The organism is Streptomyces sp. NBC_00440 (genome assembly GCF_036014215.1).
GTDB lineage: Bacteria > Actinomycetota > Actinomycetes > Streptomycetales > Streptomycetaceae > Streptomyces.
In genome coordinates this window covers 4,802,650-4,824,356 of the sequence record NZ_CP107921.1, presented here as the reverse complement: position 1 = coordinate 4,824,356, position 21,707 = coordinate 4,802,650, and the positions used below count along the sequence as shown (strand labels likewise).

Genomic DNA, 21,707 nt, shown 5'->3' with positions numbered 1-21,707 from the left:
GAGCTTCCGTCATCGGTCGACGCCTCCCATCACGGGGTCGATGGACGCGACGGCGACGATGACGTCGGCGACCTGGCCGCCCTCGCACATCGCCGCCATCGCCTGGAGATTGGTGAAGGACGGGTCGCGGAAGTGGACGCGGTAGGGGCGGGTGCCGCCGTCCGAGACCATGTGGACGCCCAGTTCGCCCTTGGGTGACTCGACAGCGGTGTACGCCTGTCCGGCCGGGACCCGGAACCCCTCGGTCACCAGCTTGAAGTGGTGGATCAGGGCTTCCATGGAGGTGCCCATGATGTTCTTGATGTGGTCCAGCGAGTTGCCGAGTCCGTCCGGGCCGAGCGCGAGCTGCGCGGGCCAGGCGATCTTCTTGTCGGCGACCATCACGGGGCCCGGCTCCAGCCGGTCCAGGCACTGCTCGACGATCCGCAGCGACTGGCGCATCTCTTCGAGGCGGACCAGGAAGCGGCCGTACGAGTCGCAGGTGTCGGCGGTCGGCACGTCGAACTCGTAGTTCTCGTAACCGCAGTACGGGTCGGTCTTGCGCAGGTCGTGCGGAAGGCCCGCGGAGCGCAGGATCGGCCCGGTCGCACCGAGCGCCATGCAGCCGGCCAGGTCGAGATAGCCGACGTTCTGCATACGCGCCTTGAAGATCGGGTTGCCGGTGGCGAGCTTGTCGTACTCCGGCAGGTTCTTGCGCATCGCCTTGAGGAACTCGCGCAGTTGGTCCATGGCGCCGGGCGGCAGGTCCTGGGCCAGTCCGCCGGGCCGGATGAACGCGTGGTTCATCCGCAGTCCGGTGATCAGCTCGAAGATGTCGAGGACGAGTTCACGGTCCCGGAAGCCGTAGATCATGATCGTCGTCGCGCCCAGCTCCATGCCGCCGGTGGCGATGGCCACCAGATGCGAGGAGAGCCGGTTGAGCTCCATCAGCAGGACGCGGATCACCGAGGCGCGGTCGGGGATCTGCTCCTCGATGCCGAGCAGCTTCTCGACGCCCAGGCAGTACGCCGTCTCGTTGAAGAACGGCGTCAGGTAGTCCATGCGCGTGACGAAGGTGGTGCCCTGGACCCAGGTCCGGTATTCGAGGTTCTTCTCGATGCCGGTGTGCAGATAGCCGATGCCGCAGCGGGCCTCGGTGACGGTCTCGCCGTCGATCTCCAGGATGAGCCGGAGCACACCGTGGGTGGACGGGTGCTGCGGTCCCATGTTGACGACGATGCGCTCGTCGTCGGCCTTGGCCGCGGACTGGACGACCTCGTCCCAGTCGCCGCCGGTGACTGTATATACAGTCCCCTCTGTCGTCTCGCGGGCCGAGGCGGCCGAGGCGCGGGGAGCTTCGCTGGAAGTGGTCATCAGGTGTACGACCTCCGCTGGTCCGGGGCAGGGATCTGGGCGCCCTTGTACTCGATGGCGATCCCGCCCAGGGGGTAGTCCTTGCGCTGCGGGAAGCCCTGCCAGTCGTCCGGCATCATGATCCGGGTGAGGGCGGGGTGGCCGTCGAAGATGAGGCCGAAGAAGTCGTAGACCTCGCGCTCGTGCCAGTCGTTCGTCGGATAGACGCTGACCAGGGACGGGATGCGCGGGTCCGCGTCGGGCGTGCCGACGTCCAGCCGGATCAGCCGGCCATGGGTGATCGAGCGCAGGTGGTAGACCGCGTGGAGTTCGCGGCCCTTGTCACCCGGGTAGTGCACGGCGCTGACACCGGTGCAGAGCTCGAAGCGCAGGGCCGGGTCGTCGCGCAGTGTCGTCGCCACGGTCAGCAAGTGCTCGCGGTCGATGTGGAAGGTGAGTTCGCCCCGGTCGACGACCGTCTTCTCGATGGCGTTCTCCGGGACGAGCCCCTGTTCCTCCAGTGCGCCCTCCAGCTCGTCGGCGACCTCGTCGAACCAGCCGCCGTAGGGGCGGTTCGCGGCTCCGGGCAGGGCCACGGTCCGTACGAGACCGCCGTATCCGCTGGTGTCCCCGCCGTTGCGGGCGCCGAACATCCCCTTGCGTACGCCGATGACCTCACCGGCTTCGCTGCGCTGGGCGGGCGCCGCGCCGTTGTTGTCGCGCTGCTCTTCGTCGCCGCTCACCGCAGCAGCCCCTTCATCTCGATCGTCGGGAGCGCCTTGAGGGCCGCCTCCTCCGCCTCGCGGGCCGCTTCCGCCTGATTGACCCCGAGCTTGGAGCTCTGGATCTTCTGGTGGAGCTTGAGGATCGAGTCCATCAGCATCTCGGGACGCGGCGGGCAACCGGGCAAATAGATATCAACCGGGACGATATGATCTACACCCTGAACAATTGCGTAATTATTGAACATACCGCCCGAAGACGCACAAACCCCCATGGAAATGACCCACTTGGGGTTGGGCATCTGGTCATAGACCTGCCGCAGGACGGGCGCCATCTTCTGGCTCACCCGCCCTGCCACGATCATCAGGTCCGCCTGTCGCGGCGAACCGCGGAAGACCTCCATGCCGAACCGCGCGAGGTCGTAGCGGCCGGCACCCGTCGTCATCATCTCGATGGCGCAACAGGCGAGGCCGAACGTGGCCGGGAAGACGGAGGACTTCCGCACCCAGCCGGCGGCCTGTTCGACGGTGGTCAGCAGAAATCCGCTCGGCAGCTTCTCTTCGAGTCCCATGGTGTGCTCCTCAGCCCCTCAGTCCCATTCCAGACCGCCGCGCCGCCACACATACGCGTAGGCGACGAAGACGGTGAGCACGAAGAGCAGCATCTCGACGAGCCCGAAAAGCCCCAGGGAGTCGAAGGTGACCGCCCAGGGGTAGAGGAAGACGATCTCGATGTCGAAGACGATGAACAGCATCGCCGTCAGGTAGTACTTGATGGGGAAACGGCCGCCTCCGGCCGGCGTGGGTGTCGGTTCGATACCGCACTCGTAGGCCTCTAGCTTCGCCCGGTTGTAGCGCTTGGGACCGATAAGCGTGGCCATGACCACGGAGAAGATCGCAAACCCTGCCCCGAGGGCGCCGAGCACGAGGATGGGCGCGTAGGCATTCACGCTCCTCGCTCCTTCCAGTCGTCCTTGACCGTTGGACCGCATCGGGCCGGCTCGTCCGCCTCGCTCCCCCGCCGTCCTGACGAAGATCGCGAATATGTGAAGCAGGTCACAAGCCCGACTGCCCCGCATCCTATGCCCGCCGGTCTGTGATCTGCGACACGGGGTGCGACAACGCCTTTGTGATCTCCACCACCTGACGAAGGATCATCAAGTCGGATGACCGGTGATCTTCATACGTGAAGCGCCCGAGTGGTCACGAGACGTGACATCTCACTGCGTCAGCGCTGGTCGAGAGCGTGCGTCACTATCAAGTAGTGGCTCGTACATGCAAATTGGCGATGGACACGGATGGGTGATATCGACCCCTCGGTCCTCCAGGGGGAGGCATCCGGCGGCCGCGAAACGGTGCGTGCACACGTTCACGAGCACCCCCGGGGACCCTCCGGGAGTGCCCCCGAAAGGGGGGCGTCCACGACTCCGGTCGCGGACGCAGCGCCGCCCCCCTCCGGTTCACAGCGGTCATGTGACCTGCCTCACGCAGGATGGGTGCCGAAGAAACAGGGCTTGGCCAACCTCGTGAACGGATGGTAGGCGTCGGGCAATTCGGGCGTATTGCAGAAAGCCCATGATCACGCCCTTGATCGCCCACGCCCGTATTGCCCGTTTCGGCGTCAATAAAGGCCGCAGGCAACCGGAATGAACTGTTCCAGTCGTAACTGTGGCGCAACACACGTTTGTTGAAGCCACCCCGGAATGCCTGATAGCGGTAGTGCTCATGTCCCACACCGCTCACATACCCAGCCACCGGAAGCCCCGTCGGAGCAGCGCCGCCAGGACCGCGCTCCGTGCCGGAGTTGCCGGTGGCGTTCTCAGCACCATCGCAGTGGCGGGTGCAGCTGGTTCGGCGAACGCGGCCGAGCCGGTGAACGAGAGCACCATCCAGATGCCCACCCTCAGCGCGGCCCAGGTCGCCGACGTCACGGAGCAGGTCGCATCCGACCTGCAGCAGCAGGCCCAGCAGGACACCGCGGCCCAGGACGCCGCCAAGGCCGCCAAGAAGGCCCACACCGAGGCCGTGCACAAGGCGGAGGCCAAGAAGAAGGCCGAAGCGAAGGCCAAGGCCGAGGCCAAGGCGAAGGCTGAGGCCGCCGCACGCGCCTCGCGCTCGTCCGCCCGTACGGCGCTGCACGCCGTCACCACGGCCGCGAGCACGTCCTCCAGCTCCTCGGTCGGCTCCGGCTCCGTCGCGTCCATCGTGAGCTTCGTGAAGTCCCACATCGGCGACGCGTACGTCATGGGTGGCACCGGCTCCAGCTCCTGGGACTGCTCGGGTCTGGTCCAGGCCGCGTACAAGAACGTCGGTGTCGACCTCCCCCGCGTCTCGCAGGGCCAGTCGACCGCGGGCACCCAGGTCTCGCTGAGCAACCTGCAGCCCGGCGACATCCTCTACTGGGGCAGCTCCGGCAGCGCGTACCACGTGGCCATCTACGTGGGCGGCGGCCAGTTCGTCGGCGCGCAGAACCCGAGCACCGGTGTGGTCGAGCGCCCCCTGAGCTACGACCAGCCGACCGGCGCGGTCCGCGTCCTCTGAGTCCGGGTCTGAGTCTGAGTCTGAGTCTGTGGTCTGAGCCTCCGGGCATCTGAGCACCGTTTGCCTCTGGCCGAAGGGCCGTCACTTCCCCCGCTCGGGAGTGGCGGCCCTTCGGCGTATCCAGGAGTCGCCCGCCCCCGGCATCCGTTTCTCCCGCTGACAGGGAAACCACCGTGGCCTCCGCCCGTATCCGGCGCCTACCGTCGCGGCCGGCCCATCCGTCCGCCGAGAGGAGCCAGCGATGCCGTCACCGTCCGCCGCCCTGCCGAGCCCGAGCCTTGCCGAGCGTGTTGCCCGGTTGGAGGCGCGGCAGGAGATCGAGGAGCTGAAGTACCGCTACCTGCACGCCTGCGACCACAAGGACCCCGAGGAGTTCCGCGCCTGTTTCATCCGTGAGGGCGCCGACATCGACTACGGGGAACTGGGCGCCTTCGCCACCGTCGATGACCTCGTCACCCTCTTCAGCCGGATCGCGCTGGCGCGCGGCGGCGAGGGCGGCCACATCGTCCTGGACATGCACCACGGCCTGCACCCACAGATCACCTTCCACTCACCCACCGAGGCAAGTGGCCGCTGGACGCTGCGCTTCCGGCAGGTCAACATCGCCGAGGAGACCGAGCGGGTGATGTGCGGTGAGTACGACGACCGGTACGTCGTCGAGGACGGCGCATGGCGCCTGGCCCAACACCACTTCCGCACGCTGTGGTCACTGACCCGCCCACTGCCCCAGGGGTACGCCGTCGACGAGGGAGGGTTTCAGTGACTGAAGTGACCGAAGCGACTGAAGTGACCGAAATGACTGAAGTGACCGAGGGGACCGACAAGTCCGCCAAGACGGCGGCGCGCGTCGCGCTGGTCACCGGCACCGGCAAGGGCGTCGGCCGGGGCATCGCCGCCGCGCTCGGCGCGCAGGGCTGGACCGTCTACGTCACCGGCCGGGGCGAGCCGGGCCCGGACAGCCCGCAGGCGGAGACCGCCCGCCGGGTGACGGAGGCCGGCGGCGAGGGCGTCGGCCTGCGCTGCGACCACCGCGACGACTCACAGATCGAGGCACTGATCGCGCGGATCACGGCCGCGCGAGGCCGACTTGACCTGCTGGTCAACAACGTGTGGGCGGCACCCGACGGCATGGCCGGGTTCGACGAGCCGTTCTGGACGCGGCCCGTCTCCGACTGGGAACCGCTGGTCGGCATCGGGCTGCGCGCCCACTACGTCGCCTCGGTGCACGCGGCCCGTCACATGGTGGCCCGCGGCAGCGGTCTGATCGTCAACATCTCCTCGTTCGGCGCCCGGGCACCGCTGCACTCGGTGCTCTACGGCATCTCCAAGGCAGGTCTGGACAAGATGGCCGCCGACATGGCGCACGAGCTGCGCGCGGCGGGGGTGTCGGCGCTCTCCCTCTGGCCCGGCCTGGTGCGTACGGACGGACTGGTCGAGGCAGGCGTGAAGGAGGTGGCCGGGTTCCAGTTGGCGGACGCCGAGTCACCTGAGCTCGTCGGCTCCGTCATCGCCCGCCTCGCGGACGACACCCGGCTGCCGGAGCGCAGCGGGCACACCTATGTCGTTGCCGAACTCGCCGAGGAGTACGGAGTGACCGAACCCGACGGCCGACGCGCCGCGTCGCACCGCGCGGCCTTCGGCGGCGGCCCGCTGTACTGACGGCCCCGGTCGGCCCGCTGTGGAGCACCGGCATGAGCAGTGCGTTGACGGTTGACGCCGGAGGCTCAGGTGGCAGCGGGCCGTCGGGCGCCGGGCGCTGAGTGCCCCAGTGCAGGTCAACGTGGATCAGCTGGGTCTCCACGGTGCGATTCGGACAGGGCGGCACGAAGGGCAGCCGGAGAGGCCGCCCGGGGCAACGGCCGTGCCCCGTAGTCTGGTGACACCGGGTCATGATGCTGACTAGTGTTCGACACAATGAGCATCTGGACTTCTCTGGAGCCGGCGTCCACCACAGTGGACCCCGGCAGTACGGCCACCGTGCGGCTACGGCTGCGCAACACGGGCGACGTCGTCGACGAGTACCGGTGCGTACCCGTCGGTGACCTCGCCCCGTACGTGACCGTCGAACCACCGACCATCCGACTCTTCCCCGGCACCACCGGCACCGTGGACCTCACGTTCGCCCCGCCGCGCACCCCCGACGCCATCGCCGGACCCAACCCGTACGGCGTCCAGGTCATCCCCACCGAACACCCCGAGGCGACCACCGTCCCCGAGGGCAACGTCACCATCACCCCGTTCTCCGAAGTCCGCGCAGAACTCGTACCCCACACCGTCAAGGGACGCTTCCGCGGACGCCCCAAGCTCGCGATCGACAACCTCGGCAACACCAAGCTCACCGCATCGATCAACGGCAGCGAGAACGGCGACCAGCTCTCGTACGAGATCCTCCCGGCCAACGTCCAGATCGAACCCGGCCGCGCCGCCTTCGTACGCGCCACCCTCCGCCCCCGCCAGATCATCTGGTTCGGCCGCAAACAGGACCGCCCCTACAAACTCGCCATCCAGCGCTCCGGCACCAAACCCCTCGACGTCGACGGCACCTACGTCCAACGCGGAGTACTCCCCCGCTGGCTCGCCACCGTCTTCGCCATCTTCATGGCCATCGCCATCGTCTTCATCATGGCCTGGTTCACCCACAAACCCACCGTCGCCACCCGCGCCACCGCCAAGGTCGCACAAGCCGGCGACATCCCCGCCCCCACCCCCACACAGAGCCTCCCGACGCCCGCGGCCAGCGTGCCCCCGCCGCCCACGCCGTCAGCTCCGAACCCGGACACCGGCAACAGCGGCGGCGGCAGTGGAGGCGGCGGAGGCGGCGGCGGAGGCGCTCCCAAGAAGAAGCCCGACCCGGCGAACCAGAAGCGTGTACTGATCAAGAACTCGGTCACCCACCTGTGCGCCGAACTCCCCGGCAGGGACAACGGCCAGATCGGCGGCCCGGTCCAGGAGAACGACTGCAACCCCACGGACCAGGACAACCAGATCTGGGACCTTGAGGTCCAGCACCCGCACGGCGGCCCGAACAACAACAGCCTCTTCCAGATCCGCAACATCAAGGACCGCCTCTGCATGGACCTGCCGGAGGGGGGCAGCCAGCCGATCGGGGCCCTGGTGTCCGAGTCCACCTGCGCCGGCACCAATCCCGACAACCAGCTGTGGTGGCTCGCCAAGCAGGACGACGGCCACTACTGGTTCCGCAACCAAGCGAGCAACGGACTCTGCCTGAACGTCGACGGGTTCAGCCCGCCCGGTAAGCCGGTTACCACCAAGAACCGGCTCACGCTCCAGAAGTGCGCCAACAATGACGACCGGGAGTGGGACATCATCAAGGTCCCCGAGGACATGTAGTCCGGTCCAGGACCCGGCGTTGACACGGTGTGGACCGGCCTGGCCTGATTTCGCGGCCGGCCGGCCACCCGAGGCCGTGCTGGGCGTGCGCCTCAGCCAGCAGGTCCGCTGCTCGCATCGGACTGCGTGAGGATCCGCCGAAGCCAGTGGGTACGGGCGTCTCGGGCGTCCCGGCTGAGAGTTGCCCGTGGCGCGATGCTGTCGAAGCCGTGGAAAGCTCCGGGCCATACGTGCAGTTCGGCTTGGCCACCTGCCTGCCAGATCGCCTGGGCGTAGGCCACGTTCTCGTCCCTGAGGGTCTCGGCCGACCCGACATCTATATAGGCCGGGGGCAGCTTCGACAGGTCCTCGGCACGCCCGGGAGCCGCGTAGGGCGACAGGTCCGATGCCCCGTACCGTGCGCCCAGCAGCGCCTGCCACCCGGTGGCGTTGGAGGTTCGGTCCCAGGTGTCGATTCCGGCCATCTGGTGGCTGGAGGCGGTGTTGTTACGGTCGTCGAGCATCGGGCACAGGAGCAGTTGCCCGATCGGCGCGGGCCCGCGCCGGTCACGGGTGAGCAGGGCCAGGGCAGCGGCGAGTCCGCCGCCGGCACTCTTTCCACCGACAATGATGCGATCCGTGTCGATGCCCAGCCGGTCCGCGTGCGCGGCCACCCAGACGAGTCCGGCGTAACAGTCCTCCACCGGCCCCGGGTACTGCGTCTGCGGTGCCAGCCGGTACTCGACAGAGATGACGGCCAACTTCAGTCCGAGAGCCCAGTCGCTGAGCAGCTTCGGAAGCACGGACCACGCGTTACCCATGATCATTCCGCCGCCGTGCATGTAGTACAGCAACGGCAGCGGCCCGGCGATCCCGGCGGGCCGTGCGCTCACGAGCGTGAGGTCCTGACCGTCCGCCGCTCCCGGCACACACAGCTCATCCACCTCGAACCGGCCGTCGGCCCGGAGGTCTCGGACCGTCGGCCTGGGCCGGGCGGCAGCATCCCGCCGCTGCCGGGCCGCAAGGTTCTCCGGGGTGAGCGGCTCCCTCGCCCCGTCCCCCGAAGCCGCCAGCGCCAGGCTCAGTTCGGGGTCGAAAGGGGGCGCAGCCCCAGCCGTCGGGACAGGGCCGCCTCGCTCGGCGGGATGGCCTGTCATGAGTGCAGGAACGCTCGCGCGAAGTCCATGCGCCCCAGTCAATCACTCGCGGGGAGGAAGCGTGAACGCATAGGAGCGCTGCGCTGCGCATCCCTGGCAGATACCGGTGAACCGGGAGAGGAGGTGATCGTCTGCCGGGGTGAGGATGTTGCACCAGAAGCACCGGAACTCCCCGCATACACAGGGCCGTTGGGCGACATCGGCGAACGCGCTGGTGTTGGAGTCGTGGCCGTCCTCGGCCGGCGGCTGTGGCCAGGCGTCGCTCCGGTCGGCAGCAGGCAGTCCGTACTGCTTCCGCTTCCACGACACCGCATCGGAGGTGAGGAAACCCCGCCCGGCGCATTCCACACACTTGCCGGGCCCCGCGTTGTTTCCGGCACACGAGCACCGCCCGTAGCCGCCGCTGCCGCCGCTGTAGGCCCTGCCTTCGCAGAGCAGGCACACCCCCCAGCCGTGACAGTCGTCGCACAACACACCAGTGGCCGTGGTGAGGGTGAAGAGCGGCTGGCCCAACTGCCGTTCGGTGTACACGACCGGTGTCCAGCCGGTGAGCGACAGGATTCCGGGCCCGTCGCCCTCGTAGACCTTGACCTCGAACTCTTCGCGCCGGGCCGTCGCCCAGCTCTCCCCGGGGTGGCCGGAAGACCGTCGGTGCACGTTCCAGCCGGCCACGGTGAAGGCGTTCAGGACGTCGTCGAAACCGGCAGACGAGGGCGGATCGCCCCCGCTGACGCAGACGAGGAACAGGAAGCGATGACCGACCGGTGCGGGGTCGCGCAGCCGTACCGGGTCAGTCCACTCACGGACCACCACGGGTCGGCGGTCCGGGTGCAGCGCGGAAGCGATCTCCAGCAGCTGCCCTTTGAGCCACACCGCACTGGCAGGGACGGCAAGCGCGCCCCCGTGCCCCGGTTCATCGGTCGTACCGGACGTACTGGACGTACTGGACGTACCGGTCATTGTGGGTATCGTCCCTCTCCCCCGTCCTGGTGGATGTGCATGTCGCCGTTGGTGACGGCATAGACAGTGCCGTGGCCCTTCGCCGTGTTGGTCTGGGTCGACGTCGCAGGGTCCGGTTCTGGCACGGGTGGGGTCGCGGGGGCGGGTTGGTGCACTTCGACGTGGTTGTCGTGGCCGACGACGACGGGGCCGGACACGTCGCCGCCGATCCGGACGGTGAACTCGTCGCCCGGCGACGACGGCGGCGGCGGCGAAGGTGACGGTGACACGATGATGGCTCCTACGAGTAGCAGAGATCGGTCACCGCGGATGCGTCGTCGCCGGTGGCGTCCACATACTGGTCGATGGCCGCCAGGTCATCGCGGGTGATCGCGCTCGCGAGAGATGCGTGATCCGACGACTCCTTCTGGATCGCCGACTTGATCGATGGGTCGGTCGCGGCCCCGGCCGCCGCCGCCAGGTCCTCTGAGAGCTGCTGCTCGTTCGCGGCCCACGCTTGATCAGCGGCGGGGTTCGTGATCGGTGCCGTTGCCCCGGCCTCATCGGACTTCTGCTTCGCGTCGGACTGCTCTTCACACCCCGCCGGATCCTCAAGAGGATCGTCAGTGGGCGTCGAGGTATCTGTCAGCTCCGACGGGAGGGAGAACGACGGGGTCGGCAGCGCCTCGTTGCGCGCGTCACTCGATCGCGACTGTCCGTTGTGGGAACTTGACGAGCTGATGGCGTAGCCCACGCCCGCGACCAGCGCACAGGCGATGACCAGGGAGACGAGGGTCACGGCCAAGGTGCTCAGGCCCGCACTCGCCGCTCCCACCGCCGTCGCCGTTGTCGCTGCCGTCGTTGCTGTCGTTGCCGTCGTTGTCGTCGCGGCACCGGACGACGCTGTCGTGGCGCCACCCCAGGAACCGCCACCGGCACCCGCCGAGTGCGCGGCCGCACCGGATGCCCCGCCGTGGCCCGTGAGACCCGAGGCGCTACCGCCACCGTGGCCCGTGAGACCCGAGGCGCTACCGCCACCGTGCCCCGAAGCTACAGACGCACCGCCACCGCCGTGCCCCGAGGCCGATGCACCGGCACTTCCATGGCCCGGGGCCCCGCCCCAGGAGCCTGCCCCTCCGGAGCCCACCGACGGCTGGGCCAGGGCGCCATGACCGGCGGAAGCACCTGAGTGGGCCGACCCGAAGCCGTGCTGACCCATGTAGTGGTGGACGTCGAAGGAAGGTTGCCCACCGCTCGCGTGGGCCCCCGCCCCTCCGGCTGCACCGCTCGCGTGGGCCCCCGCCCCTCCGCCGGCACCGGTCGCCGACCCGGCGGCCAGTTCATGCCCGAGCCACGCCGCGTGAGCCAGCAGCGCCGCGTACACGACCCGCTTGCCGATCAGCAGGGCCCGGACGGCCTCCTCGTGAAGGAAGTACGCCTCGGCCTGACGGTCGTCCGCGGCGCGCGACGCGGCCCAGCCACGGCCGAGCAGCCGCCCCCACACACCGAACCGGAGCGAACGGGCCAGCCCGGGCGACGTGGCCCGTGCGAGCCGCACTGCCAGATCCGGGTGGCCCGAGGACTCGGCCACCTCGGCCACCTTCTCCAGCACCCTGCCGTGGGCTGCCAGCTCCTGCGGCGTGGTTTCCCGGAGCGCCGCCCACCGAGTGAAGTGGTCGCACAGCCGCTCGGCCGGGAACGGCGCGGGGAACCGCGCTCGCACCACCGGCACCGTGTCGGCAACGGACGCGTAGCCGTACTCGCCGAGACACGCCAGCCCCAGGCGCACCAGCCGGTCGCACACCGCGCCGGGCTCCGCCACCTCCGTCAGCGCCCCCACATGTACGGCCGCCACCTCCGCCCCGTCGAAAGTGGCGAGCAGGTGCAGCACCCCCATCACCGACTCGTCGTCGGCCAGTTGGGCGAGCAACGCCGGGAGCAGGTCCGCGACTTCGCCGACGCGCGGGAGCCTGCCCTCGCCCTCCGGGCCGGAGCGCGCCACGGCAGCCGCCCGCAGCAGTGGCAGCGGCAGACCACCGGCGGCCCGGCACAGAGCGGCGGCGGCCTCGTGGTCCGCGTCCGCCAGCGGACCGCCCAACTCCCGTTCCAGAAGCTCACGTCCGGCGGATTCCGAAAGACCGCACAGCTCCAGTGCCGTGCCGCCGCTCCACAGCGTCCGCTCGGCACTGGCGAAGACGAACGTTGCCTGCGGGGCCATGTCCATCAACTCAAGCAGCTGGTCGGACGTCAGGTCGGCGTCATCCACGTACACCGTCACCCGCATACCGGTCATCAACCGTCGCAGTTCCGCCCGGTTCGGCGCATACCCGGGGGCCTCGTAGCAGGCCTCGAACACGTCCTGGGCGAGATCCTCGATGTCGCGATCGGCCCCGCCCAGGAACACCGTCCCGTCCGGCCCGGGAGGCAGCAACCGCGCGGCGTGCCGCAACAGCGTGGTCTTGCCGACCCCCGGCAGCCCCCACAGCTGCACCGGCCCTCCGTCTCGGACCGCCGCCGCCAGCGCCTGCGCCGCCTCCTCCCGGCCCACCGGCTCCGGCAGACTCCGGGGCAGAACCTCGGCCCGCTCCCGGCGCTGAGGGCGGGGCCGTTCGGGGCCGACCAGCACGGTGACCTGTGAGCCCTGCTGCGCGTCGACGACCACATTGTGGTTGCCCGCGATCACGGAGCCGGTGACGCTGCCACCGACGTCGATCCGGTGCGTCGCGCCCGGCCCGTCGGGTGTCCGCGTGTTGTCATCCGTGTCTGGCATCGCTCCCCCTGTGCCGCCCGGTCATCCACTGCCGTCGTCCCTGTCGCGAGACATCAGGCCTCATCCCCGTCTCCCCGTTCAGGAGGTCTCCCCGTTCAGGAGGCGGTCCGCCCGCTGTCACGCTAATGGCCCGCTGCCGCCCGAATACCGTCCTACGACGGCTTTCCGACGACCGCTCGGTGCCTTGATGGACTTCAGGCACAGGCGAGTTGACGCAGCTGCGCGAGATTCTCGACGCAGAAGGTGCGGTAGCCGGTGGACACCACACCAGCTTCACGGAGCCTTCGCAGCGCCTTCTGCACGGTTGGCTCCGCCGCACCGGCGAGAGTGGCCAGTTCGGGCTGGGTGATCGGCCAGCGGATGATGGCGCCCGCGCCGGTGCGCTCTCCGTAGGTCATGGTGATCTGGTAGAGCACCCGGGCCAGCCGGGTCGGGGCGTCGCAGCCGGTGAAGTCGATACGGTGGCCCGTCGCGACCCGCAGTTTGGCGACGATCGACTCGTTGACCGCCTGGGCGATCCGCCGGTCGTGCCGCATACAGTCGAGGAAGTCGGCGCGGGTCACGACGCGGGCGATGACCGGCCCGCACGTCGTCACCGTCGCGGACCGTGGCTGCCCGTCGACGGCGGCGAACTCGCCGACGAGGTCGCCACCCATACGGACGGCCAGGAGAGCATCCCGGTGGTCGTTGGTGCGTCCGGTCGCCTTGACCACACCGTCGAGCAGGATCAGCATGAACGTGCTCTCCTCCGCTTCACGGATCAGCACCCGGCCGCCCGGGTAGCGCACGAGGGCCCCCAGCGCGAGCAGCCGGTCGCGCGCCGCCCGCGGGAGCCCCCCGAGCACGCTCGCCGATGGCCACGCCCATGACTCGCGCGGTCTCCGCCCGGCCCGCCGCTCCGCAGAATTCACCACGGCATCAGTGTGCACCCGGGTGGACCGCCGGTCATGGCCCCCAACAGCCCCCGTGCGTCAACGACTTCGTCGAACTTCGGCGGATTCCGTACTGGGACGGGATCTCCGGCACACGCCTGGTGCACAGTGGGCGGGCGAGGCTGGACCGGCGGGACCGGAGGAACGCATGGACGCAGTACTGGAGTACCGGCCCCTGATGGCTGTGGACATCGAACGTTCAGGGGGCCGGGGCGACGTGGCCCTGCTGCGCATCCGCGAGGTGCTTCTGAACACGCTTCAGGAGGCGCTGAAAGAGAGCGGAATCGACTGGCAGGACTGCCGGATCAACGACCTCGGGGACGGCCTCCGGATCGTCGCCCCGGCGTGGGCGCCGAAGTCCAGGTTGATCCACCCGCTCTTCCACGAGCTGGTGGTCCGGCTGCACGCGCACAACCGGACGGCCGCAGGGCCGACCCGGATCCGCCTCCGGGTGGCGTTGCACGCCGGTGACGTGTGGCTCGGACGGGCCGGGGTCGCCGGGGGGCCGCTGGAGGTGCTCGCCCGGCTGCTCGACGCCAGCCCGGCCCGGGAGGCGTTGGCCGGGGCACCCCTCACGGTGCCCGCGTCGCTCCTTGTCTCCCAGCACTTCTACGACGAAACGGTGCGGCACGGCTACCCGGGCATCGATCCCGAGTCCTTCCGGCGGGTTGACGTCACAGAGAAGGAGTACTCGGCGAACGCCTGGCTGCACCTCCCCGGGGCAGCCGCTCCGACGGGGGGAGCGGCTGCCCCGGACCAGGCCGTCGAACCGCACCGGCGGGACCGCCCGGCGGGCCTGTCGAAGATGATCAACAAGGCTTCGGGACACGGCGTCGTCTACGCCACGCAGAACGGCAACCAGAACATCAACGGACGCCCGCCCGAATGAGGAAGGGAAGTTACGTGGAGGACGAACTGGCCACACTCGCGGCAGCCGGAGCGACCACCCTGGTCACCGCGATGACCACGGACCTGTGGCAGACCGTGCGCGACGGCGTGGCCGACCTGTTCCACCGGTCCGGCCGGCGGCGCCGGGAGATCGCGACCCGGCTCGACAGCCACGCCGCGCTCGTCGAGGGGGCTGCGGCCCCCGACGTCGCACGGCAGGCACTCCTGGGTTCCTGGGAAATGGAACTCCAAGCCCTGCTCCGCAGCGAGCCGTCCTGCCGTGAGCCGCTCGCGCACCTGGTGGAGGCGGTACGCCGCACGATGCCGGACAACCACCGGGAGGCCGCCCACGCACACCTGGAACAGACCAACACCGCCCATGGATCCGGCACGGTCTTCGCTGTCCAGGGCGGCGACCAGCCGGTGCACTGGCCGGGACGGGGTGACACGACCGCACCCCAGTGAGCGGCACGGTCCGGCCGGTGTCGTGAGCCGCTCGCTTGTCGCGCCCCCACTTGGTCCCTACCGTTGGGTAACCGCAAGCTGAGGAGAGTGCGAGACCATGGATCGTGCGTACGACATCGTTCTCGTCGGTGCGACCGGCTTCGTCGGCGCCCTGACCGCCGACTACCTGGCCCGCAACGCCCCCGAGGGCTGCCGATGGGCACTCGCCGGACGCAATGCCGAGGCCCTTCGCGCGCTGCGGAGCCGGCTCGCGGAGACCGTGCCCGCGGCGGCCGGGGTTCCCCTGCTCCACGTCGATGTGCACGACCCCGCCACCGTGAGGGAACTCGCTCACTCCACCCGGGTCCTCGCCACGACGGTCGGCCCGTACGTCCAGCACGGCATGGGCACCGTCGCCGCCTGCGCCGACGCCGGGACGGACTACGTCGATCTCACTGGCGAGCCGGAGTTCGTCGACATCGCCTACGTCCGGCACCACGCCCGCGCCCTGGAGACCGGAGCCCGGCTGGTGCACGCCTGCGGCTTCGACTCCGTCCCGCACGACCTCGGTGTCCAGTTCACCGTGGAGCAGTTGCCGCAGGGCGTGCCGCTGCGGGTCGACGGTTACGTGCGCACCAGCGCCGCCCCCTCCGGCGGCACTCTCGCCTCCACCCTGACCGCGCTCTCCCGGGGGCCGCAGATGGTCCGCGCGGCGCGTGACCGCCGTAACGTCGAACCCCGGCCGAGGGCTCGCCGGATCTCCACCCGGGCCGGGGCGAGGTTCGCTCCGGAGGTCGGGGCCTGGGCTCTCCCGCTGCCCACCATCGACCCGCAGGTGGTGTCGCGCTCGGCGGCCGCCCTCGACTCCTACGGCCCGGACTTCCGATACCGCCATTACGCGGCGGTCCGGCGGCTGCCGGTCGCTCTCGGCGCGGTCGCAGGGGTGGCCGGGGTGGCGGCTGCCGCGCAGCTACCCGCCGCCCGGCGCTGGATCTCCGGCCGGCTCGCTCCGGGCGACGGCCCGTCCGATGAGCGCCGGGCCCGCAGCTGGTTCAGCGTCCGGTTCGTCGGCGAGGGCGGAGGCCGACGCGTCTGCACCGAGGTGTCGGGCGGGGACCCGGGCTACGACGAGACCGCGAAGATCCTCGGCGAGTCCGCGCTCAGCCTCGCTTTCGACGAACTCCCCGCCCTGGCGGGCCAGCTCACCCCCGCTGTCGCCATGGGCCCGGCGCTGCGGGCACGGCTGCTGCGCGCCGGGCTGCGCTTCAGGATGGCCGATCGGCGAGGGGTATGAGCCGGGCCGGGGAGCAGCACTCCGTTCAATGAGTGGGGGCGAACGGCGGGATGATGCATTCGGTGACACTGACGAGCGTGAACCAGACGGACTTGGACTCCGGTACGGGCTCCCCGTTGGCCCGGGTCCCCCAGCGGGCCGCGAGGGCTTCCACGAGGACGAGGCCGCGGCCGTGCTCGGCGCAGGGAATGTGTTCCCCGTGCGCGCGCCAGGGCAGCGACGCCGGGTCGTCGTCGGTCACGTACACCGTCACCCGCTTCGGGTTGACTCTGACATCCACCCTGACGAGTGGCGAGCGGGTGTGGCAGTACGCGTTGGTGACGACCTCGCTCACGCAGAGACGCCCGTCCTCCACGAGACCCGGGTGCCCGGTGGCCCGCAGCAGCGTGCCGAGGAAGTCCCGCACGATCCCGGGCGCGGTCGGGCTGTTGGGCGCGATCAGCCGGTAGCGGGCGCCGCGCTGCGGGAGGGGCGGGCGGGGTGCTCGACGGGCGGTGGCAGGGGTCATCTCATGGTCTCCCTTACGTGATCCGGTCTCGGCCGCAGCGCGTATCGCCGTCCATAACCCGTGGCATCGGCCACCCCTCATGCCGTCAACTGGCATGTGGATGGCTGCACTTCGGGCCTCGTGACGCTCCGTGCGGCGCAATGGACGCTAGGGCACAATTATGGGACGGCGCAACAATGGGACGGCTGTAGCACCCATACGAGTGGACCAGTGGCACAGCGAGGCGGCACACTCGTACCGCACGAACAGGAGGGGTCGATGCCGCCAAGGAGTTACCCGACCGCCAGGCAGAAGCGCCTGGGCGCAGAACTTCGCAAACTGCGCGAGCGCGCGGGTGTGTCCGGGAATGACGCAGCCGCATACCTGGGTGGCGAACGAGCCCAGATCAGCCACATCGAATCAGGCCGGTACGGGGTAAGCGACCAGCGGGTGCGACGACTCGCAGCCCATTACTCGGCGAACGACAAGCACCTCGTGGACGCGCTCGCGGCAATGGCCGAGGAGCGCACCAAGGGGTGGTGGGACGAGTACCGCGGAATACTGTCACCCGGATTCCTGGATCTGGCGGAACTGGAACACCGGGCGACCTATATCCGCTCGATTCAGATGCTGAACATTCCCGGCGTCTTCCAGACGGAGGCGTATGCGCGAGATCTCATCCGAAGCGGTGTGACCGATCTCCCGACAGCCGAGCTGAATGCCCGAGTCGAGCATCGGGTACGGCGACGCGACATTTTCGACCGGCCCACGCCAACTCCGTTCGAGGCCTTCATCCACGAGGCCGCCCTCCGCATGAGGTACAGCGACACCGGAACCATGAGAGACCAACTCGGCTTCCTGCGCACGGTCTCCACCTGGCCATCCGTCACAATCCGCGTGATCCCGTTCACCGAACAGATCACCGGCTCGGTGCATTCAATGCTCTACGCCGGGGCCAGCATCGCGGCACTCGACACCGTCCAGATCGACAGCGCCTTCGACGCGGGGTTCCTGGACGCCGAGGCTCAACTCGCCAGGTATCGAGAGCTGCTTGGTTCCGTCGAATCAATCTCGCTCAGCCCGAAGAAGTCGGCCCAATTCATCCACCGCATCGCACAGGAAATGTGAGTCAACCGGCATGACCGACGCAATCAACTGGCAGAAGTCCTCATTTTCGGGAGCAGACAACAATCAGAGCTGCATCGAGCTGGCACCCGTTGACGGCTCGATCAAGATGCGTGAGAGCGACGACCCCGCTGTAGTGGTAACGACCAGTGTCGACAAGCTGCGCGCCTTCGTGCTCGGCGTGAAGGCCGGCGAGTTCGACCACCTGATCTGATCAGCAGCCGGAACGCCCTCCGCCAAGCCGGTGGAGGGCGTTCGGCATGAAGCGGCACAACTTAGGGACGTCACATTGTTGCGCCGCACGCGCCGGTAACGCTACCGTCACCGTACGTCGCCGCCACGGCCGCAGCAGTAACCGAGCCGCGCCCTGGAACGCGTAACCACCCCTGCCTGCAATCCAGTTGAGTCAGCAACGCCAGGCTTTCCCCAGACGCTGCGATCGGACGGTCGGCCATGCGTACGTCACCCCACACCGCTCCCCACACTCTCACCGAGGCCCGGGTCGAGCACGGTTTCCGGTTAGAGGTGCTGCGGTACGGGCCCGCGACCGGATTCCGGCCCGAGCCCATCGATCTGAGGATCGTCCCCACCCCGCGCGAGGCCATCCGCGTGATCCGTACTCAGCTCCGCGCCAGCCATGTGCTCAGCCTGCCACCGCGCGAGACCGCCCGCGCCCTGCGCTGGTCCGAACACGGCGGCTGGCTGCCCGCGCTCGCCGCGCTGCACCGCGCCGAGCCCTGCGGATTCATGCTGCTGCTCCGCAAGGGGCGCCACATCGAGTGGACCGTACGCCCCCTGCGCTACCTCGTACTCACCCCGTCGCCCGGATCCGCACCCGCCGCGCCCCGGCCGTGAGCAGGGCGAGCCCCATCAGCGCACCGCTCACCCAGACCGGCGCCCGGTAGCCGAATCCGGCGTCCAGGGCCAGGCCGCCCGCCCAAGGGCCCAGCGTGGCGCCCAGGTTGAAGGCGGTCGTGGAGAACGCCCCCGCGAGGCTCGGGGCTTCGGGGGCCTCGTCGAGGACGCGGGCGATCAGCGCCGTGCCCGTACCGAAGGCGAACATCCCCTGCACCAGGATCAGGGCGAGGGCCACGGGCGGGCTGCCCGCCGTCAGGGCCAGGGCGCTCCAGCCCAGGGCGAGGGCGACCATGCCGGAGGCGATGAGGGCCGTGGGGCGGCGATCGGCGAACCGTCCCGCGACGGTGACGCCGATGAACGAGCCCACACCGAAGAGCGCGAGGGCGGCCGGAACCCATCCGGCGCTCAGACCGGTCTCCCGGGTGAGGAACGGTTCCAGATAGGAGAACGTGCAGAAGGTCGCCCCCTGAACCAGCGCCATCGTCAGCAGGGTGAGCCGGAGGCGGGAGCGGCTCAGGACACCCAGTTCGGTGCGTACGGGTACAGGTACAGGTACAGGTGCGGTTTCCGCGTCGGGCCGCCCCGCCGGGACATTCCGTACGAGCGCCAGGACCGCCGGTACGCAGACCAGGGCGACCGCCCAGAACGCCGACCGCCACCCCCACCGCTCCCCCAGCACCGCACCGGCCGGTACCCCGACCACGCAGGCAACCGTGACCCCGCCGACCACCACGGCCGCCGCCCGCGCCTTCAACTGCCCCGGCACCAGAGAGACAGCCGTCGTCAACGCCACCGCCCAGAAGCCCGCGTTGGCGACGGCGCCGGCGAAACGGGTCGCGAGGAGCACTCCGTAACTCGGGGTGAGCGCCCCGATGACGTGCACGGCGACGAACACCGCGAGGAACAGCAACAGCGCGCGGCGCCGGGGCCAGGTGCGGGCGAAGAGCGCCATGAGGGGCGCGCCGACCACCATCCCGACGGCGAAGGCCGAGGTCAGCAGACCCGCTGCGGCGAGGGAGACGTTCAGGTCAGTGGCGATGCCCGAGATGAGCCCGGACAGCATGAACTCCGATGTGCCCTGAGCGAAGACCGCGAGCCCGAGGACGTAGACAGCAAATGGCATGGGAGGCGCACCCCTTGGGACGGAAGTGTCGACGAAGCCGTCATGGACAGACAGACCGGTGTGCGGGGATGCGGGCCGCGCCCGTCGTACGCGCGGGGAATCCGGCATACGTGACGCCGTGACGCCGTGACGCGGAAGAATGCCCGGCTGAGAGCAGCGGGGCATGACTCGGGGAGCAGCGATTCAGCGCTCGGCCGAGGAGGAAGCGGCCCGTACCCGCGGTGATCCGGCGGCGACGGAGCCGTGCGAAGAAGTGCCCATGACCCTGCGGGTCAACCAGCCTCAGTCAGCAGGAACTCGGCCACCGGCGCACCGGTGGCCTCGGTCTGTCGGACTCGGGGGAGGACATGGAGGGGACGGTATCCGGCCGGGTGGTCGCGATGCCAGTGATTAAAGGTGTCATCGCCGTTGGGTCCGGCCCTTTGGGTCCGGCCCACGTTGCGGCGACATCCAGGCGGCCCGTTTCCACGTCGAACGCCGCGCCGCCTGAATCGCAAGGGGGTCACACGTGCTGCGGGGCTTCGTCCTTCAGCATGCCGCGGACCTGCTCGCGCAGCTCACTGCTGTCCGTGTGTCCGTGGACCGAAGCGGCGTGCTCGGACGCCGCGCGTACGACTTCTTCCTCCTCGCCGCTGATGGTCAGCGTGCAACCGGATTCGCTGGGCATGTCCCGGCAGTCGGCGACCTTACGCATGACAAACCTCCAGTCAGCCCCGCCCCCGTACCGCCGGCCTGCGGGCACCGAAGCCATAGGCCATGGGGCAGACACTGGGGCTACATGGGCCATATACCACAAATATAGGTATTACTTACCAAGAACACCAGCTTGCGGTCGTTCTCCCAGGTCGCTGCGCCGGACCCCGCCGGACAGCTGCCGCCATGGAACGGGACCGGACTGTCCCACTTCCTCCGCCTTCCTGTCACAGCGAGTCGACTCGCATGTCACAGCGGTGTCTTGATGGAACTCCGCTCGGAACAACCAGCCCAGCTGTCGGAATCCTATGAACAACAACGCCCGCTCAACCGGAGCGAGCGTGAAGACACCGCTTCCCTGGAGTACCGATGCGCGTCAAGAAGATCTCCGCTCTCGCCCTCGTCGTCGCCGCTGCCGGCCTCTCGCTGACCGCGTGCGGCAGCAGCGACGGATCGAACGCTTCCGCCGCCAACAACAGCAGCAGCACGTCCACCGCCGCGAGCGGCTCGACCGGCAGCAAGGGCTCGACCTCGGGCTCCTCGGCGTCCGGTTCCTCGTCGTCCAGCTCCTCCAACGGCTCCGGCACGAACGGCAAGGTCGCCACCAAGAGCGAGTCCGCGGGGTCGGGCGCTCGCTGCGACGCCGACCACCTCGCCCTCAGCGCCGCCTCCGCGGGGGTCAAGAACCAGCTGGTCATCAACATGAAGAACACCGGCTCCAGCACGTGCAGCATGCACGGCTTCCCGGGCGTCCAGCTCATCGGCCCCGACGGCCTGGGCGACACCGGCCCCGACGCCGCCCGCACCGACGCCTCGGGCTCCACCATGACCATCGCGCCCGGCGAGGAGACCCGCTTCCTGCTCCACTACATCCCGGACACCAGCGGCAACGGCAAGACCTACACCCGGCTCGCTGTCACCCCGCCCAACGAGCGGGTCTCGGAGATCGTGAACCTCAACAAGCTGGCCATCACCGTCTCCCCCTCCACCGGCAACGCCCCCGACGTCTACGTCGACCCGATCGGCTACCACACCGGCTCCGGCAAGTGAGCCCAGCAGCACCGAGTTCACC

General features: G+C 69.4%; 23 protein-coding genes. 11 read left to right on the top strand and 12 right to left on the bottom strand.

The features are described from left to right. Positions 1 to 9: 9 nt before the first annotated feature. Genes OHB13_RS21780 through OHB13_RS21765 form a run of 4 tightly spaced genes read right to left on the bottom strand, consistent with a single transcriptional unit; the run spans position 10 to position 3,004 of the window. Positions 10 to 1,353 carry an NADH-quinone oxidoreductase subunit D gene (locus tag OHB13_RS21780; protein ID WP_266854388.1) on the bottom strand — a complete coding sequence of 448 codons (1,344 nt, stop codon included), beginning with the start codon at positions 1,351 to 1,353 and terminating at the stop codon, positions 10 to 12. Beyond that, complete coding sequence (locus OHB13_RS21775) at positions 1,353 to 2,075, bottom strand: NADH-quinone oxidoreductase subunit C (RefSeq protein ID WP_328378221.1); 723 nt, start codon at positions 2,073 to 2,075, stop codon at positions 1,353 to 1,355. Before OHB13_RS21775 ends, OHB13_RS21780 begins: the two co-directional genes overlap by 1 nt. Beyond that, positions 2,072 to 2,626, bottom strand: coding sequence for a NuoB/complex I 20 kDa subunit family protein (locus OHB13_RS21770; protein WP_266854392.1), 555 nt, complete (start codon positions 2,624 to 2,626; stop codon positions 2,072 to 2,074). The genes OHB13_RS21775 and OHB13_RS21770 overlap by 4 nt, the downstream gene beginning before the upstream one ends. 18 nt (positions 2,627 to 2,644) lie before the next feature. Beyond that, on the bottom strand, positions 2,645 to 3,004 hold the full coding sequence (locus tag OHB13_RS21765) for an NADH-quinone oxidoreductase subunit A (RefSeq protein WP_250299117.1): 360 nt from the start codon (positions 3,002 to 3,004) through the stop codon (positions 2,645 to 2,647). A 775-nt stretch (positions 3,005 to 3,779) separates the two neighbouring features. On the opposite strand from OHB13_RS21765, the gene OHB13_RS21760 reads away from it, so the two are divergent. From OHB13_RS21760 to OHB13_RS21745, 4 genes are all read left to right on the top strand, one after another. Further along, the gene (locus tag OHB13_RS21760) at positions 3,780 to 4,595 is read left to right on the top strand and encodes a C40 family peptidase (protein ID WP_328378220.1); all 816 of its coding nucleotides are present in this window, start codon (positions 3,780 to 3,782) and stop codon (positions 4,593 to 4,595) included. Between the two features lie 241 nt (positions 4,596 to 4,836). Next, on the top strand, positions 4,837 to 5,358 hold the full coding sequence (locus OHB13_RS21755) for a nuclear transport factor 2 family protein (protein WP_266854396.1): 522 nt from the start codon (positions 4,837 to 4,839) through the stop codon (positions 5,356 to 5,358). Between the two features lie 32 nt (positions 5,359 to 5,390). Continuing rightward, entirely contained in the window at positions 5,391 to 6,254 is an 864-nt protein-coding gene (locus OHB13_RS21750; RefSeq protein WP_328378219.1) for an SDR family NAD(P)-dependent oxidoreductase, read from the top strand. A 255-nt stretch (positions 6,255 to 6,509) separates the two neighbouring features. After that, positions 6,510 to 7,946: an RICIN domain-containing protein gene (locus OHB13_RS21745; RefSeq protein ID WP_328378218.1), complete on the top strand. Its 1,437-nt coding sequence runs from the start codon at positions 6,510 to 6,512 to the stop codon at positions 7,944 to 7,946. Positions 7,947 to 8,038: 92 nt separating this feature from the next. On the opposite strand, the gene OHB13_RS21740 is transcribed toward OHB13_RS21745, so the two are convergent. The 5 genes from OHB13_RS21740 to OHB13_RS21720 form a co-directional block, all read right to left on the bottom strand. After that, positions 8,039 to 9,082: an alpha/beta hydrolase gene (locus OHB13_RS21740; RefSeq protein ID WP_328378217.1), complete on the bottom strand. Its 1,044-nt coding sequence runs from the start codon at positions 9,080 to 9,082 to the stop codon at positions 8,039 to 8,041. 42 nt (positions 9,083 to 9,124) lie between these two features. Beyond that, a complete protein-coding gene (locus OHB13_RS21735) occupies positions 9,125 to 10,042 on the bottom strand; it encodes a hypothetical protein (RefSeq protein WP_328378216.1) in 918 nt (305 codons plus the stop codon). After that, complete coding sequence (locus OHB13_RS21730) at positions 10,039 to 10,311, bottom strand: hypothetical protein (RefSeq protein WP_328378215.1); 273 nt, start codon at positions 10,309 to 10,311, stop codon at positions 10,039 to 10,041. The genes OHB13_RS21735 and OHB13_RS21730 overlap by 4 nt, the downstream gene beginning before the upstream one ends. Positions 10,312 to 10,322: 11 nt before the next feature. Beyond that, positions 10,323 to 12,791: an ATP-binding protein gene (locus OHB13_RS21725; protein WP_328378214.1), complete on the bottom strand. Its 2,469-nt coding sequence runs from the start codon at positions 12,789 to 12,791 to the stop codon at positions 10,323 to 10,325. A 194-nt stretch (positions 12,792 to 12,985) separates the two neighbouring features. After that, positions 12,986 to 13,705: a Crp/Fnr family transcriptional regulator gene (locus OHB13_RS21720; protein WP_266854406.1), complete on the bottom strand. Its 720-nt coding sequence runs from the start codon at positions 13,703 to 13,705 to the stop codon at positions 12,986 to 12,988. A 166-nt stretch (positions 13,706 to 13,871) separates the two neighbouring features. On the opposite strand from OHB13_RS21720, the gene OHB13_RS21715 reads away from it, so the two are divergent. The 3 genes from OHB13_RS21715 to OHB13_RS21705 all read left to right on the top strand — a co-directional run bounded on the left by OHB13_RS21715 (position 13,872) and on the right by OHB13_RS21705 (position 16,349). Next, positions 13,872 to 14,612, top strand: a complete 741-nt coding sequence (locus OHB13_RS21715; RefSeq protein ID WP_328378213.1) for a hypothetical protein — start codon at positions 13,872 to 13,874, stop codon at positions 14,610 to 14,612. Continuing rightward, positions 14,609 to 15,076 (top strand): hypothetical protein, encoded by a 468-nt coding sequence (locus tag OHB13_RS21710; RefSeq protein WP_328378212.1) that lies wholly within the window; start codon positions 14,609 to 14,611, stop codon positions 15,074 to 15,076. The genes OHB13_RS21715 and OHB13_RS21710 overlap by 4 nt, the downstream gene beginning before the upstream one ends. A 97-nt stretch (positions 15,077 to 15,173) precedes the next feature. Next, on the top strand, positions 15,174 to 16,349 hold the full coding sequence (locus OHB13_RS21705) for a saccharopine dehydrogenase family protein (protein WP_328378211.1): 1,176 nt from the start codon (positions 15,174 to 15,176) through the stop codon (positions 16,347 to 16,349). Positions 16,350 to 16,374: 25 nt separating this feature from the next. On the opposite strand, the gene OHB13_RS21700 is transcribed toward OHB13_RS21705, so the two are convergent. Further along, entirely contained in the window at positions 16,375 to 16,857 is a 483-nt protein-coding gene (locus OHB13_RS21700) for an ATP-binding protein (protein WP_328378210.1), read from the bottom strand. Positions 16,858 to 17,115: 258 nt separating this feature from the next. Between OHB13_RS21700 and OHB13_RS21695 the strand changes: the two genes are divergently transcribed. The 3 genes from OHB13_RS21695 (at position 17,116) to OHB13_RS21685 (ending at position 18,816) form a co-directional block, all read left to right on the top strand. Then, on the top strand, positions 17,116 to 17,964 hold the full coding sequence (locus OHB13_RS21695) for a helix-turn-helix domain-containing protein (protein ID WP_328378209.1): 849 nt from the start codon (positions 17,116 to 17,118) through the stop codon (positions 17,962 to 17,964). Positions 17,965 to 17,974: 10 nt separating this feature from the next. Further along, complete coding sequence (locus OHB13_RS21690) at positions 17,975 to 18,175, top strand: DUF397 domain-containing protein (RefSeq protein WP_328378208.1); 201 nt, start codon at positions 17,975 to 17,977, stop codon at positions 18,173 to 18,175. A 239-nt stretch (positions 18,176 to 18,414) separates the two neighbouring features. Then, a complete protein-coding gene (locus tag OHB13_RS21685; protein WP_328378207.1) occupies positions 18,415 to 18,816 on the top strand; it encodes a hypothetical protein in 402 nt (133 codons plus the stop codon). On the opposite strand, the gene OHB13_RS21680 is transcribed toward OHB13_RS21685, so the two are convergent. Together OHB13_RS21680 and OHB13_RS21675 are read right to left on the bottom strand one after the other, a co-directional pair. Further along, complete coding sequence (locus tag OHB13_RS21680) at positions 18,773 to 19,942, bottom strand: Cmx/CmrA family chloramphenicol efflux MFS transporter (RefSeq protein ID WP_328378206.1); 1,170 nt, start codon at positions 19,940 to 19,942, stop codon at positions 18,773 to 18,775. The two genes, OHB13_RS21685 and OHB13_RS21680, sit on opposite strands and share 44 nt — an antisense overlap. Before the next feature lie 502 nt (positions 19,943 to 20,444). Then, the gene (locus OHB13_RS21675; RefSeq protein ID WP_266854418.1) at positions 20,445 to 20,636 is read right to left on the bottom strand and encodes a DUF1059 domain-containing protein; all 192 of its coding nucleotides are present in this window, start codon (positions 20,634 to 20,636) and stop codon (positions 20,445 to 20,447) included. 368 nt (positions 20,637 to 21,004) lie between these two features. On the opposite strand from OHB13_RS21675, the gene OHB13_RS21670 reads away from it, so the two are divergent. Then, positions 21,005 to 21,685, top strand: coding sequence for a DUF4232 domain-containing protein (locus tag OHB13_RS21670; protein ID WP_266854419.1), 681 nt, complete (start codon positions 21,005 to 21,007; stop codon positions 21,683 to 21,685). Positions 21,686 to 21,707: the final 22 nt, after the last annotated feature.